Here is a 13,635-nt window from a genome sequence, read left to right on the forward strand (position 1 = left end):
TCTTGTTTTACCCACTGCATTTCGGGTATCTCCCGGCACAATCACACGCTATTTGAGGAATTCAAAAATGGCTACCGGTACAGTTAAGTGGTTCAACGATACTAAAGGTTTTGGCTTCATTTCTCCGGACGACAACGGTGACGATCTGTTCGCTCACTTCTCCGAGATTCAAGCTGACGGCTTCAAGTCTCTGCAAGACGGCCAGAAGGTTTCCTTCGACGTCACCCAGGGCAAGAAAGGCCTCCAGGCTTCCAACATCCAGGTCGTCAACTGAGCCTTATCGGCTGAGTCTGTCATGACCTAGATGTCACTACCTTAGGTAGTGGAAAAGACCCGCTTATGCGGGTCTTTTTGCGTGTGTATTATTCGCGCATTTATAATTAATTGATATTAAAAAATTATTAAAAATAACTTTTTAGAATAATCTGGCGCCGCCAGAATGGTTTCTCTGCCTGTTGTGACGGATCTGCCTCATGTCGCTGGACGCCTGGCTCGCCCTCATCGTCGTTACTGCTGTCTTTCCACTGATGGCATTCTCCCGCTATGGGCTCGATATCGTGCTGCTCGGCGCGGTGATCCTCCTGCTGACGCTGGGCGTGATCGAACCCGACCAGGCGCTGGCGGGCTTCTCCAGCAGCGCGCTGTTCACCGTGGCGTTCATGTACGTGCTGGTCGCGAGTATCCGCGAGACGGGGGGCATCGACCTGATCATACGTTACGCGCTCGGACGCCCTCGCGGTGAGCTCAAGGCGCTGATACGCCTGCTGCTGCCGGTGGCATCACTTAGTGCGTTTCTCAACAATACGCCGGTAGTTGCAACCTATATCCCCGCGGTTCTGAGCTGGAGTCAACGGCTGCCCGCGCACCGCTTGCTGATACCGCTGAGCTTCGCTTCCATCATCGGTTGCACCATCACGCTGTTCGGCACCAGAACGAATCTGGTGGTGCACGGCCTAGTATATCTGATCGTGCTAGGACCCAGAATGCTACCGAAACGGCGCGGTGCTGGCGGTCTGTCGAGGTGGCGAGCGAGTCGTCGGCAACCTTGGTCAGGTGCGCCTGCAGGCCGCCGACGTGTTGCAGCTGGAGGCGCGCCCGCCCTTTGTCGAGCGCCATCGGCAATCGCGCGATTTCCTGTTGATCAGTCAGGTCAATGGGGCGGCGAGGCCGGCGCATGAGAAGGCCTGGCTGGCCTGGAGCATCCTGGCCGGTGTTGTGGTGCTGGCCTCGCTGGGCGTGATGAGCATGATGAATGCCGCGATGCTGGGCGCGGCCTTGACGCTTCTTACCGGCTGCTGCAGCGTGGGGGCGGCCAAGCGTGGCCTGGACACGCAAGTGCTACTCACCATTGCTGCCTCTTTCGGCCTCGGCGCCGCCCTGGAGACATCCGGCGCCGCGGGCGTGTTGGCGGGCAATGTGCTTGCCTTGGCCGGGGGCAATCCCTGGGCCTTGTTGGTGGCCACCTATATCGTGGTGGCGCTACTCACGGCATTGGTCACCAACAATGCCGCGGCGGTGGTCACCTTCCCCATCGTCATGACCAGCGCCAAGAGCCTGGGGGTCAACCCGATGCCCTTCGTGGTGGTGGTCATGTTCGCGGCTTAGGCCAGCTTTCTGACGCCCATTGGCTATCAGACCAATCTCATGGTTCAGGGGCCGGGGGGCTATCGTCTCAGTGATTTCCTGCGCCTGGGAGGGCCGCTCAACCTGCTGACGGGGGCCGTGGCACTGGCACTGATTCCGCTGGTCTGGCCATTCTGAGTGATGCCTGGCCGTCTCGCCGTCGCGGCCGCTTTGCGGTAGGGTAGCGGGGGTTTCATTCTCTTTTGTCCGATCGTCTCGAAAGCCCAAGGAATTTCGCACCCATGAGCAACCCCGGTGAACTGATCATCGAGCCGCGCAACGGTAAGCCCGCCGATGCCTGTTTTTTCATCCTGCATGGCCTGGGAGCCGACGGCCGCGATTTCGAGCCGATGGTGCCGGCGCTGCCGCTTCCCGCCGATGCCAGCGTACGCGTGATTCTTCCCCACGCGCCACAGATGCCGGTCACCGTCAATGGTGGCATGGTCATGCCGGCCTGGTTCGACATCCTCGAGATGAGCCTGGATCGCCGGGTCGACGAACCGCAATTAAAGATATCCGCCAAGCGTATCCAGGCGCTGGTTCAAGCGCAGATCGAACAGGGCATCGACAGCCGGCGAATCATACTGGCTGGTTTCTCACAGGGCGGCGCAGTGGCCTATGAGGCCGCGTTGTCGTTCGAGCGTCCGCTGGGCGGGCTGCTGGCGATGTCGACCTATTTCGCGACCGCCGACAGTATCACGCTTGCCGAAGCCAACCGTGGGTTACCCATCGAGGTGCATCACGGCAACTTTGACCCGGTCGTGCCCGAGGCACTGGGCAAGGCCGCCTATGAGAAAGTGGTGTCGCTAGGCTATCCGGCGAAATATCGCAGCTATCCCATGGCCCATGCGGTCTGCCCCCAGCAGGTACAGGATATCGGCAAATGGCTGGGCGGGCGGTTGGAGGATTCATGACGGCGGTGCCATGCTGATGGTAGCAAGGCTTGTGGAGATAGAAAGGTCGGCGATGATGCCCCCATTATCGCTTGAAGTCGTCGATATCATCCCAATCTCTTGCAGGTATCTTCAGGTTAAAAGGAGTTAGCGACCATGTCTGATCTGTCTACCGATTTTCGCCTGCCGTCCGGCTGTCCGGCATGCGGCAGCCATCGCATGCAGGTGTCGGAGGTCAAGAATCCCGATGACAAGGTGTTCTGCGCCTCTTGCCGGCGTTACATATGCCTCTGGCATGAAGCGGAATCCGCCCTCGAGCATGGCCCTTCCAGTGAAACCGAAGCGTTGATCGAGAAGGCGGCCAATCGCAAGGACGACTGAGTCTGCTTGCCTGACGATGTGACTGAGTGGCCCGGAGGGATGGCGTGTGGTCTAGCCTCAGGTCGCATTGAGTTTTGTGCACCGCAGGAATACCATTTTCGCGGTTCGAATGCCGGCCTGGGCGAGCGAAAACTGCCAGGCCGACCCTCACGGCGACAATCCACGCGTTGAAAACCCAAGGAGTCACCATGAAAGACCCCGTTCGCGTTACCATTACCGGCGCTGCCGGCCAGATCAGCTATTCCCTCGCGTTCCGTATTGCCTCCGGCGACATGCTGGGCAAGGACCAGCCGGTCATCCTGCAGCTTCTGGAGATCCCGCCGGCCATGGACGCCCTGAACGGCGTGGTGATGGAGCTCAACGACTGTGCCTTCCCGCTGGTGCAGGGCATCGTTGCCACCGACGATGCCAACGTCGCCTTCAAGGATAGCGATTACGCGCTGCTGGTTGGTGCCCGCCCTCGCGGCCCGGGGATGGAGCGCAAGGATCTGCTGGAAGCCAACGCGGCGATCTTCTCCGTGCAGGGCAAGGCGCTCAATGACAACGCCAGCCGTAACATCAAGGTGCTGGTGGTGGGCAACCCGGCCAATACCAACGCGCTGATCGCCTCCTGCAACGCGCCGGACCTCGACCAGGGGCAGTTCACGGCGATGATGCGCCTGGATCACAACCGTTCGCTGACGCAACTGGCCCAGAAGGTCGGGAAGCACGTTACCGATGTGGAATCCATTATCGTCTGGGGCAACCACAGTGCCACCCAGTACCCCGATCTGGCCCACTGCAAGGTGGGCGGCAAGCCCGCACTGGAGATGATCGAGCGCGACTGGTACGAGAACGATTTCATCCCCACCGTGCAGCAGCGCGGTGCTGCCATCATCAAGGCGCGCGGTGCATCTTCGGCGGCTTCGGCGGCCTCGGCGGCGATCGATCACATGCGTGACTGGGCGCTGGGCAGCGACGGTATCGTCAGCATGGGCATTCCGTCCGATGGCAGCTACGGCATCGAGCCAGGCATCATCTATTCCTACCCGGTGGTGTGCAAGAGCGGCCACTACGAGATTGTTCAGGGCCTCGAAGTCGATGATTTCAGCCGTGGCCGCATGAAGGCTACCGAAGACGAGCTACGCGAAGAGCGTGCCGCCGTCGAGCATTTGCTCGGCTGATCCTTCGGCTTCCGGCATGAAATAACGCCCTGGCGGGGTCTCTCGCCAGGGCGTTTGCGTGTTCAGGGCCCGATTGCCCCGTCCGGCATCATTTCGCTTGTCGGGCGCGCATCAGTCGCGCAGGCTGATAATCTTCCAGCCGTGTGCTTCGGCGGCCTGGCGCAGGGTGGGGTCCGGGTCCACGGCGACCGGATGGTCGACGCGTTCGAGCAGCGGCAGATCATTGTGGGAGTCGCTGTAGAACCAGGCACCATCGAGAGCGAGGTTCTTGCGGGTCAGCCACTCATCGAGTCGCTTGACCTTACCTTCCCGATAGCTGGGCGTGCCGGTGACTCGCCCGGTATAGCGACCATCGATGCTTTCTGGCTCCACCGCAATCAACTCGTCGATACCCAATCGCTTGGCGATAGGGCCGGTGATGAAGCGATTGGTGGCGGTGATGATCAAGAGCGTATCGCCACTGGTGCGATGGCGGGCCACCAGGTCTTCGCCCTTGGGCAGAATGTGGGGCTCGATCTTGCTGGCCATGAATTGCTGATGCCAGGCGGCCAGCTGCTCGGGGCTATGCTGCGTCAAAGGCTTGAGCGCGACCTCGAGAAAGGCATGCATGTCCAGGGTGCCATCCGCGTAGTCGGCCAGGAAGCGATCGTTGGCCTCACGGTAAGCGACCGGGTCAACGGCACCCTGTTCGAGCAGGAATTCTCCCCAGGCATGGTCGCTGTCGATCGATATCAGGGTGTTGTCCAGGTCGAAGATGGCCAGGCTCACGGCGTACCTCTTTAAAGAATTCGTAAACAGATTCGTCTTACAGGGGGTGATTAGGCCAGGGATTATGGCAGAAGCGACGACCGGCTTCGAGCAGCATGCCTCCCGTCGCCGCTTTCCGAGCAGTTTTGTTGATGCCCTTTTGTTGATGCCCTTTGCAGGCTTATGGAAGAATGCTTTTAATACTGGATTAATAAGGTGAAGTCCGTGATCGACGCTGACGGCTTTCGCCCTAACGTTGGTATCATGATTGCCAACGAGCAGGGGCAACTGCTTTGGGCGCGTCGGGTAGGGCAGAACGCTTGGCAGTTTCCCCAGGGAGGCATAAAGGCGAACGAGACTCCGCAACAGGCACTTTTTCGCGAGCTGCACGAGGAAATCGGCCTCACCGCCGATGATGTTCAGCTTCTTGCCTGTACCCGGGGGTGGCTGCGTTATCGCCTGCCCAGACGCATGATTCGTACCCATTCACGGCCGGTGTGCATCGGCCAGAAACAGAAGTGGTTCTTGCTGCGGATACGCTGCCAGGACAGTCGAATTTGCGTGGATGGTACGCCCAAGCCGGAATTCGATGGCTGGCGCTGGGTCAGTTACTGGTACCCTCTGGGTCAGGTAGTGCCCTTCAAGCGTGAGGTGTATCGTCGCGCTCTGCGTGAACTATCGCCCCGCGCTCAGCGGCTTGCCCTCGGGCTGGGGTGATTGGCACGAGGCGGAACAACGGCCATGAAGTCGGGTCTGACACTCATCAAGTCCTGCCGCATTAGGTAGGCAACACCATGTGGACACCACTACGCTCATGCTCGACGTTTTGCGCCGCATCATACAGGAAGTCAACGGGGCCCGGAATCTGGACGCGGCCTTGTCCACCATGGTGCGCCGCATTCGCAAGGCCATGCGTACCGATGTGTGTTCCTTCTATCTCGCCGACCCCGACGATGACCGCCTCGTACTCATGGAAACCATCGGCCTGTGTAGCCAAGCCGTGGGGCAGGTGACGCTATCGCGCAACGAGGGCCTGGTAGGACTGGTGGCCAGCCGAGAGGAACCGCTGAATCTGGAAGACGCCCAGTCGCATCCTTACTTTCGCTACTTTGAGTCGACCGGTGAGGAGCGCTACTCAAGCTTCCTGGGGGTGCCGATCATTCACCAGCGACGCATGCTTGGCGTGCTGGTGGTGCAGCAGTCGGTCAAGCGCCGCTTCGATGAAGAGGATGAGGCGTTTCTTGTCACCATGGCCGCTCAACTGGGTGGCGTGCTGGCGCACTCACTGGCGACCGGTAATCTCAATCGGCGCAGCCTGAACGATGGTCAGGCGGTGTTCAAGGGTGTTGCCGCGGGTCCCGGCATGGCCATCGGGGAAGCTGTCGTGATCGCCCCGCCTGCCGATCTCGACAGTGTCCCCGATCTGATTCCCACCGACGTGGAGTACGAGATCACCCGGCTCAACGAGGCGATCGGGCGTGTCAGGCGCGAGATACGCTCGGCCGCCGACCGCCTTTCCAACCGTATCTCGGCTCAGGAGCTGGCGCTGTTCGAGGTGTATCAGCAGATGCTTGGCGAGGCTGCGCTTTACCAGGAAGTCGTCAAACGCATCCGTGAAGGGCAGTGGGCACCCGGTGCGCTGGCCGATGTGGTGCGCCGTCACGTGCAGTATCTCGAGCGTGTCGATGATGACTATCTTCGTGAGCGTGCCGCCGATGTACGCGATCTCGGTCGGCGGGTGCTGGCCCACCTTCAGGAAGAGACCTCGCAGACGCCCGCTGTCTATCCGCAGCGCACCGTATTGGTAGGCGACGAGATCAGTGTGACCATGCTCGGCGAAGTGCCGCGCGAGAAGCTGGTGGGGCTGGTGTCGGTGCGTGGCTCCAGCACCTCCCATGTGGCGATCATTGCCCGCGCCATGGGGATTCCCACTGTGTCGGGGATGGTCGATCTGCCCTTGCCAAGGCTCAATGGGGCGTCGGTGGTGCTTGACGGGCACCGTGGACGCCTGTTCGTGTGGCCCGGGTCCGAGCTTGAGAGCTACTACCAGAACCTGATCGACGAGGAGCTGGCGCTTGCCGAAGTGCTCGAGCATGAGCAGGACCTGCCCAGCCGGACTCCCGATGGCCATGACATGGCGTTGATGGTCAATACCGGCCTGACCGTTGACGCCGTGGCCTCGCTCAAGAGCCGCATCAGCGGAGTTGGCCTCTACCGTACCGAAGTGCCCTTCATGATTACCGAGCGCTTCCCTGGCGAACAGGAGCAGACGCGGCTCTACCGCGAGCAGCTGGAGAGCTTCGCCCCGCTGCCGGTGGTGATGCGGACGCTTGACATCGGCGGCGACAAGGATCTGCCGTATTTCCCGATCGAGGAGGCCAATCCTTTCCTGGGATGGCGGGGGATTCGTGTGACGCTCGACCATCCCGAGGTGCTGATGGTACAGCTGCGCGCCATGCTGCGCGCCTCGCAAGGCCTCGACAACCTCCAGGTGCTGCTGCCCATGGTGACCAACGTCGATGAGGTCGACGATGCGCTGCGCCTGCTCGACCGTGCCATCATCGAGCTGGGCGAGGAGGGAGTCGTGGCCAGGCGGCCGAAAGTGGGGGTCATGATCGAGGTACCGGCGACCCTCTATCAGCTCGAGGCGCTGGCGCAGCGTGCCGACTTCTTTTCGGTCGGCAGCAACGACCTCACGCAGTATTTGCTGGCGGTGGATCGCAACAATCCACGTGTCGCGGAACTCTATGACGCCTGTCATCCCGCCGTGCTGTCGGCGATGGCGCGACTGGCCGACGAGTCGCGCGCGCTTGATCGGCCGATCTCGGTATGCGGCGAGTTGGCCGGCGACCCCGCCGGTGCCTTGCTGTTGATGGGCATGGGCTTCGAGGCGCTATCGATGAACGCACCCAGCCTGCCGAGGGTCCGCGCTGCGATACGTCGCGTACCCCGCAGTGCGGCCTGCGAGCTGGTGACCCAGACCCTCGCTCTCGAATCGCCGAAGGCGGTTCGCCGCCATCTTGCCACTCGCTTCGACGAGTGGCAGCTGACGCACCTCCTGCCACCGAGAAGTTGATCAGGCACCGACCTCGACGCGCATCTCGTCTTCGCCAAGCATCACGCCCTCGGGCCCGAAGCGCCGTTCGCCGATGGTGATGCAACCATCGGCCCGCCATTCCAGCCAAGTGGTCGCGCGAGTGCCGTAATCCTCGCCGACGATAAACGCCGCCGAGAGCCGACGCTCCAACTCCAACTCGATGCCGGTATCCGGCAGCTGATGATCGGCGGTGGGGCGTGAGTCGCGCATTGCCTCTAACGCCGCTTGCGGCCAGCGCTGATGCGCCACGCTGGCGGCGAGCCCTTGGCGGGCGGCGATCAGCTTGGGCCAGGGCGTATCGAGCCCGGCATTGGAGAGGCCGTGCAGGCCAGGGGCGAGCGCCTGCAGCGAGACGCCTTCCCAGCCGCGGTGCAGATGCCAGAGTCGTTTGCCATCCCCCACCAGCAGATTGAAGCCCGCATAGCGCAGGGCACCGCCTGCCGCCAGTCTGTCGAGCCAGGCCGGCAGGGCGTCCGCTTCCAGGGCGTCGCGGACCAGCGCGCCGCGACTCGGTGCCTCGGCCCCGACCTGAAGGCGTGGGTCGCGGACATTGGTCACGGCGGCGAACCGCCCGCGGCGATGTACCGCCAGCCAGGACCCCCCGGCGAGCATGTCGCGTCCGCCGACGATGGCCGGGGCCTCGTCCCAGGCCGCTAGCGGTGCCGTGGGGCGAGCGTGAAATTCGTCACGGTTGGCCACCAGGCGCAGCGGAAAAGTGCTGCCGGGGCGATGATCCAGAGCGATTAGACACATCCGCAGAGCTTAGCGTCACGGCGCCCGCGAGGGAAGATGCCGCCATGCCCAGCCGGCCTCGCCATGACAGCGGTAGCACCGGCATCGTACACTCGCCCCTCTTCGTACCCGAGGAATGGCCATGCGAGCCGAGACACGCAAGGAACGCCTCTGGACACGGCTGGTCAAGCCCCTCTTGTGGCCTGTGCTGACGACGCAGATCTTGCTCGTCGCGCTGTGCGGCCTTGTCTGGTTGACGCTCAGGTGGGCACTTCCCCACGGTCTTTCCTGGAGTCATGGTACCTGGCTGGGGCTAGCGCTTTTTGCGGGCAGCATCCTCAACATGATGATTTTTCTGGCGATGTTGCGCCAGCGGCTGGCTGCACAGGAGGCCAGCCTTGTCGAGCTACTGGAGGATGGCGAGCGGGGGCTGGCGGATGCCGAGCGACGTGAAGGGCGCGTCCTCTCTCCCGATGCCGTTCCCGACGATCCTCACGAGCGTATTTCCCGGCTTCTGGCCGGCATGCGTGCGCTTTATGATGCGCACGGATCGTTCCCCTCTGAGGATGCCGCGTTCGACGCCGGCGATGACCAATCGGTGTTGACCAAGGCACTGGAAAGCCGTGAGCACGACATCGAACAGTTATTGGTGAGTCAGCAGCGGGCTCGCGAGGAATCGCGGCTTAAATCCGGTTACCTGACGCACCTGCAGCAGGAGCTCTGTCCGTTGGTGGCCTCACTGGACAAGATGCTCGCCCCAGGGCCCGGCAGCGCATCGCGCCAGTCCGAGCTTGCGTCCACCCAGGCCCTGCATGACTTACACGAGCGGCTGTCAAGCGTCTCGGTCTTGCTCTCCAACCTGACCGGCGAAGCGCCCGTGAGCCAAGCTGCGGTGTTTCGTCATCGCAAGCCCCGGGTGCTGATCGTCGACGACGGCCCGGTCAATCTGATGCTGGCCCGACAAGTCCTTGAAGGGCAGGGGTTGAATGTCGAGGCCGTTACCAGCGGCGCCGAAGCCCTGGAGCGCAAGATGCAGGCGGATTTCGACCTGGTGCTGATGGATATCTACATGGCCGACATGGACGGCGTCGCGACCAGCTACCGCTGGCGTGAACGCGAGGCGCGCCGGCAGGACGCCCATCGCAGCATTCTCGTGGCACTGACGGCCAATGCCAGCGACGAGGACCGGCACCGTTTTCGCGTGGCGGGAATGGACGACTGCCTGGCCAAGCCCTATCCTCCTCAGGCATTGGTCGAGCTGGTACGGCGCTGGGTGCCGAGCCACGTCGAGGACGTCGGGAATGCCTGACTTCACAGCTGCCCTTGTCGCTCTGATATCCTTGCCGCCCACCGCCATCGGTTAACCCGCCTGTCTCGAGGATCGTCAATGCTGAATTATCCCGCTATCGACCCGGTCGCCATTTCGCTCGGGCCTTTCCAGGTGCACTGGTATGGCTTGATGTACGTGGTCGGTTTCGTCGCCGCCTGGTGGCTTGGTCGCCTGCGTGCCCAGCGCATCGGCCTGACCCACGACGACATCGGCGATCTGTTGTTCTACGCGGCCATCGGGGTGGTGGTCGGCGGTCGCCTGGGCTATGCGCTCTTCTACGGCATGCAGCAGTGGCTCGCCGATCCTTTCTGGGTCCTGCGCGTCTGGGATGGCGGCATGAGTTTCCACGGCGGCCTGGTCGGTGTAGTGCTGGCGCTCTTGTGGTTTGCCCGAAAGAAGCATTTGGCGTTCATGACGCTCGCCGACTTCGTGGCCCCGCTGGTGCCCATCGGCCTGGGGGCGGGGCGCATCGGCAACTTCATCAACCATGAACTCCCCGGCCGGGTCACTGAGCTGCCCTGGGGCATGCCGTTCCCGGGCATGGGACCCGAGCCCCGTCATCCTTCATCGCTCTATGAGGCGCTGCTCGAAGGGGCGGTGCTGTTCGTGGTGCTGTGGTGGGTCTCGGCGCGGCCACAACGACGCGGGCTGGTTTCCGGGCTCTTTCTGTTGCTGTATGGCGTGTTCCGTTTCCTGGTCGAGTTTGTGCGCTTGCCGGATGCCCACCTGGGCTACTTCGCCTTCGGCTGGGTGACCATGGGCATGCTGTTGACGCTGCCGATGATCGGCATTGGTGTGGGGTTGATCCTTTGGTCGCGGCGCCAACCGGTCGATGTTCGCGACGCCTGATGGTCCGCTGGCCCGGTAGCAAGCGGGCGAGTAGACTAGCGCCCATTTATTCCGACTCTCCTGCCATTCAGGGTCCGCCAGACGATGCGAAATCATCAAGACCAGCACGAAGGCCAGTCGGTACTGGAACCTCCCGCTCTCGAACAACCCTACCTGGATCTGATGCGCCAGGTACTCGATAACGGCGTGGAGCGTGGCGATCGCACCGGCGTCGGCACGCGCTCGTTGTTCGGCCACCAGATGCGCTTCGATCTATCGCGCGGGTTTCCGCTGGTCACCACCAAGAAGCTCCACCTGCGCTCGATCATTTTCGAACTGCTGTGGTTTTTGCGCGGCGATACCAATATCGCCTATCTCAAGCAAAACGGCGTGCGCATCTGGGACGAGTGGGCCGACGCAAACGGCGACCTCGGTCCGGTCTACGGGTATCAATGGCGTAGCTGGCCCGACCCGCGCGGCGGCCATATCGATCAGATCGAGAAGCTCCTCGAGCAGATCCGCACGAATCCACAGTCGCGGCGCCTGATCGTGTCCGCCTGGAACCCGGCCCAGGTGGATGACATGCAACTGCCGCCCTGCCATTGTCTCTTCCAGTTCTACGTGGCCGACGGGCGTCTCTCCTGCCAGCTCTACCAGCGCAGCGCGGATATCTTCCTCGGGGTTCCGTTCAACATCGCCAGTTACGCCCTGCTGACGCACATGATCGCTCAGGTCTGTGGCCTTGCTCCCGGTGACTTCGTGCATACCCTGGGTGACGCGCATCTTTACCTGAATCATCTGGATCAGGCCGAGCTTCAGCTCTCGCGTGCGCCACGGGCCGCACCGCAACTTGTGCTCGACCCTGGCGTCACGAGCCTCTTCGACTTCCGTTTCGAGGATATCGCCATCGAGGGCTACGACCCGCACCCCCTGATCAAGGCACAGGTGGCCGTATGAACGACGAGACGCTGATTCCGGTTGCCATGATCGCGGCGCTATCCCGCAACCGCGTGATCGGCGTGGACAACCAGCTGCCCTGGTACCTGCCGGAGGACCTCAAGTTCTTCAAGCGCGTGACCCAGGCCAAGCCGCTGGTGATGGGCCGCAAGACCTTCGCCTCGATCGGCCGCGCGCTGCCGGGGCGACTCAATATCGTGGTGACCCGCGATCGCGACGTTGCCCCCGAGGGCGTGCGGGTCTGTCATGATCTCGACTCGGCGCTGCGCCTGGCCGATCAGCAGGCTACTATCGACGCCGCCGAGGAAATCATGGTCATGGGCGGTGCCGAAATCTATCGGCAAGCCTTGCCCTACGCCTCGCGCCTCTATCTCACCGAAGTCGATATCGAGGTGGAGGGCAATGCCCACTTCCCGGCCCTGGACATGGCCGAGTGGCAGGAAGTGCAGCGCGTTGCCGGCGAGCCCGCCGAGGGTCAGCCGAATTACGACTTCGTCTATTACCTACGACGGTGACGCGGTATATATATGTCAGCGCACTGATGCCGTCGCCTGCTGGCGACATTTGCCGCTTTGCTACGGCTGACTCACACTCACGCAGTGGGGAAGGACTCGGGAGGCCGCCAATTGCTTGACCATCATCACTTGCTCGACGAACTGGAACGTCGCGTTGACGCTGCACGGCAAGCCGTGAGCGAGCGACGCCAGGAATTCGCCAGGTTGCGCGCGCGGCTCAACGAGCTGGAGGCCACGCGACTGGAACTGCTCGAGGAGAACCGTGAGCTCGACGAGCAGAACAGCGAACTGGAAGCGCACAACCGCCATCTGCTCGAGAAACTTGCCGCTGGCGAGACGCAGGGTGGTTTTCCCCCGTCTACCCGGCGTGCCAAAGGGTTTGCCGCACTGATCGGTCATCGCCCAAGGCAGAGCCTTGCGAGACCCGCGACACGCAACGCGCCAACGTCTGCGGCCGCCTCGCCCCAACCCCCGACACCGGCACCTGACCCCGAAGCCACCCCGCACGTTTCATCTTCGCCGGATCGAGTCACCGACGTTTCGTCACCGGCGACGCGTCGTGCCGTTGCAGAAGAGACGGCCGTCAAAGGGGCGGCTTCCGACGCCCCCTCGCCCCAGGCGCTGCTTGCCCAGTGGTATCGGCGCTATCCTGACACGTTCTTCAAGGGCCATACCCGGCCGCTCAAGGTAGGAATCCATCAGGACCTCGCTGCTCGCGAGCCATGGCCGGAGAAGCTGGTACGCCGTGCGTTGGCCGGCTACGTCAACCTGCCGCGTTATCTCAAGGCGGTGCGCGAGGGGGGCGAGCGCATCGACCTCGAAGGCCAGGCCGCCGGTACGGTCGACGCCCAGGCCGCCGACCACGCCAGGCAAAAGCTCGAGCGCCTGCAGGCCGGCCGTGCAGACCACTCGCGCCAGGGCTCGAATCGCGGCGAGACCCCCCAACTCGACCCAACGCGAAAGAGTGCCGTCAGTGAAACACGCTCACCGGGCGATACTCAGTCGCGCCATGAGTCCCGCGATAAGCCTGCCGAAAAGGCCCCTGCCGGCAAACGCGTTGACGCTCCGCCGCGGGGTCAGAAGCCCACTGCCGAGCGGCCGTCCGACTCTCACGCCACCCTGGAAGACAAGCTCAGCGCACTGTTGGCCAAGCACAACCGCCAGGGCTGACGCTTCGCCTCCCTCAAGTGGCTGACCAGGCCCAAGCGTCACCGTGTAGGCTTGTCATTACATTAGCGACACGGCATGATGTCGTCGCTCATCACTGCCCAGTCGCGGTTTCGTCGAAATGCGTCGGCCCGCCGGCAGCGACAGTAGGAGTAAGCCAGGAAAGCTTGACCTACCACCAACGCAAGAGAAAGTTCCTTGA

Annotated in this window: 13 protein-coding genes and 1 pseudogene; 12 read left to right on the plus strand and 2 right to left on the minus strand. The window is 62.6% G+C overall.

Annotated elements, in window-relative coordinates:
* Nucleotides 1–67 precede the first annotated feature (67 nt).
* The 5 genes and pseudogenes from KG088_RS11580 (at nucleotide 68) to KG088_RS11600 (ending at nucleotide 4,060) form a co-directional block, all read left to right on the plus strand.
* Nucleotides 68–274 carry a cold-shock protein gene (locus KG088_RS11580; RefSeq protein ID WP_213825690.1) on the plus strand — a complete coding sequence of 69 codons (207 nt, stop codon included), beginning with the start codon at nucleotides 68–70 and terminating at the stop codon, nucleotides 272–274.
* 199 nt (nucleotides 275–473) lie between these two features.
* Nucleotides 474–1,761 (plus strand): annotated as a pseudogene (locus KG088_RS11585) (SLC13 family permease).
* A gap of 104 nt (nucleotides 1,762–1,865) precedes the next feature.
* Entirely contained in the window at nucleotides 1,866–2,537 is a 672-nt protein-coding gene (locus KG088_RS11590) for an alpha/beta hydrolase (protein WP_213825691.1), read from the plus strand.
* 135 nt (nucleotides 2,538–2,672) lie between these two features.
* Nucleotides 2,673–2,897, plus strand: coding sequence for a hypothetical protein (locus tag KG088_RS11595; RefSeq protein WP_213825692.1), 225 nt, complete (start codon nucleotides 2,673–2,675; stop codon nucleotides 2,895–2,897).
* 188 nt (nucleotides 2,898–3,085) lie between these two features.
* Nucleotides 3,086–4,060: a malate dehydrogenase gene (locus KG088_RS11600; RefSeq protein ID WP_213825693.1), complete on the plus strand. Its 975-nt coding sequence runs from the start codon at nucleotides 3,086–3,088 to the stop codon at nucleotides 4,058–4,060.
* Nucleotides 4,061–4,171: 111 nt separating this feature from the next.
* Here KG088_RS11600 and KG088_RS11605 read toward each other — a convergent pair whose 3' ends face one another.
* Entirely contained in the window at nucleotides 4,172–4,828 is a 657-nt protein-coding gene (locus tag KG088_RS11605) for a histidinol-phosphatase (protein WP_213825694.1), read from the minus strand.
* Between the two features lie 204 nt (nucleotides 4,829–5,032).
* On the opposite strand from KG088_RS11605, the gene KG088_RS11610 reads away from it, so the two are divergent.
* Together KG088_RS11610 and ptsP are read left to right on the plus strand one after the other, a co-directional pair.
* Nucleotides 5,033–5,524, plus strand: coding sequence for an RNA pyrophosphohydrolase (locus tag KG088_RS11610; RefSeq protein WP_213825695.1), 492 nt, complete (start codon nucleotides 5,033–5,035; stop codon nucleotides 5,522–5,524).
* Between the two features lie 97 nt (nucleotides 5,525–5,621).
* Nucleotides 5,622–7,883 carry a phosphoenolpyruvate--protein phosphotransferase gene (gene ptsP, locus KG088_RS11615; protein WP_213825696.1) on the plus strand — a complete coding sequence of 754 codons (2,262 nt, stop codon included), beginning with the start codon at nucleotides 5,622–5,624 and terminating at the stop codon, nucleotides 7,881–7,883.
* Here the strand turns inward: ptsP and KG088_RS11620 are convergent, their stop codons facing one another.
* Nucleotides 7,884–8,657, minus strand: a complete 774-nt coding sequence (locus KG088_RS11620; RefSeq protein ID WP_213825697.1) for an NRDE family protein — start codon at nucleotides 8,655–8,657, stop codon at nucleotides 7,884–7,886.
* A gap of 121 nt (nucleotides 8,658–8,778) precedes the next feature.
* Between KG088_RS11620 and KG088_RS11625 the strand changes: the two genes are divergently transcribed.
* The 5 genes from KG088_RS11625 to KG088_RS11645 all read left to right on the plus strand — a co-directional run bounded on the left by KG088_RS11625 (nucleotide 8,779) and on the right by KG088_RS11645 (nucleotide 13,436).
* Nucleotides 8,779–9,945, plus strand: a complete 1,167-nt coding sequence (locus tag KG088_RS11625) for a response regulator (protein ID WP_213825698.1) — start codon at nucleotides 8,779–8,781, stop codon at nucleotides 9,943–9,945.
* 78 nt (nucleotides 9,946–10,023) lie between these two features.
* A complete protein-coding gene (gene lgt / locus KG088_RS11630; RefSeq protein WP_213825699.1) occupies nucleotides 10,024–10,815 on the plus strand; it encodes a prolipoprotein diacylglyceryl transferase in 792 nt (263 codons plus the stop codon).
* Between the two features lie 84 nt (nucleotides 10,816–10,899).
* The gene (locus tag KG088_RS11635) at nucleotides 10,900–11,751 is read left to right on the plus strand and encodes a thymidylate synthase (protein WP_213825700.1); all 852 of its coding nucleotides are present in this window, start codon (nucleotides 10,900–10,902) and stop codon (nucleotides 11,749–11,751) included.
* Nucleotides 11,748–12,266 (plus strand): dihydrofolate reductase, encoded by a 519-nt coding sequence (locus KG088_RS11640; protein ID WP_213825701.1) that lies wholly within the window; start codon nucleotides 11,748–11,750, stop codon nucleotides 12,264–12,266. The genes KG088_RS11635 and KG088_RS11640 overlap by 4 nt, the downstream gene beginning before the upstream one ends.
* A gap of 111 nt (nucleotides 12,267–12,377) precedes the next feature.
* On the plus strand, nucleotides 12,378–13,436 hold the full coding sequence (locus KG088_RS11645; protein WP_250148225.1) for a ProQ/FINO family protein: 1,059 nt from the start codon (nucleotides 12,378–12,380) through the stop codon (nucleotides 13,434–13,436).
* The last annotated feature ends 199 nt before the right edge of the window (nucleotides 13,437–13,635 follow it).

The sequence above is a fragment of the Halomonas jincaotanensis genome, assembly GCF_018448785.1.
Lineage (GTDB): Bacteria > Pseudomonadota > Gammaproteobacteria > Pseudomonadales > Halomonadaceae > Halomonas > Halomonas jincaotanensis.

Coding starts and splice junctions, on each gene's coding strand:
- lgt (WP_213825699.1), top strand. CDS start 10,024: ATGCTGAATTATCCCGCTATCGACCCGGTCGCCATTTCGCTCGGGCCT.
- KG088_RS11600 (WP_213825693.1), top strand. CDS start 3,086: ATGAAAGACCCCGTTCGCGTTACCATTACCGGCGCTGCCGGCCAGATC.
- KG088_RS11580 (WP_213825690.1), top strand. CDS start 68: ATGGCTACCGGTACAGTTAAGTGGTTCAACGATACTAAAGGTTTTGGC.
- KG088_RS11590 (WP_213825691.1), top strand. CDS start 1,866: ATGAGCAACCCCGGTGAACTGATCATCGAGCCGCGCAACGGTAAGCCC.
- KG088_RS11625 (WP_213825698.1), top strand. CDS start 8,779: ATGCGAGCCGAGACACGCAAGGAACGCCTCTGGACACGGCTGGTCAAG.
- ptsP (WP_213825696.1), top strand. CDS start 5,622: ATGCTCGACGTTTTGCGCCGCATCATACAGGAAGTCAACGGGGCCCGG.
- KG088_RS11595 (WP_213825692.1), top strand. CDS start 2,673: ATGTCTGATCTGTCTACCGATTTTCGCCTGCCGTCCGGCTGTCCGGCA.
- KG088_RS11640 (WP_213825701.1), top strand. CDS start 11,748: ATGAACGACGAGACGCTGATTCCGGTTGCCATGATCGCGGCGCTATCC.
- KG088_RS11620 (WP_213825697.1), bottom strand. CDS start 8,657: ATGTGTCTAATCGCTCTGGATCATCGCCCCGGCAGCACTTTTCCGCTG.
- KG088_RS11635 (WP_213825700.1), top strand. CDS start 10,900: ATGCGAAATCATCAAGACCAGCACGAAGGCCAGTCGGTACTGGAACCT.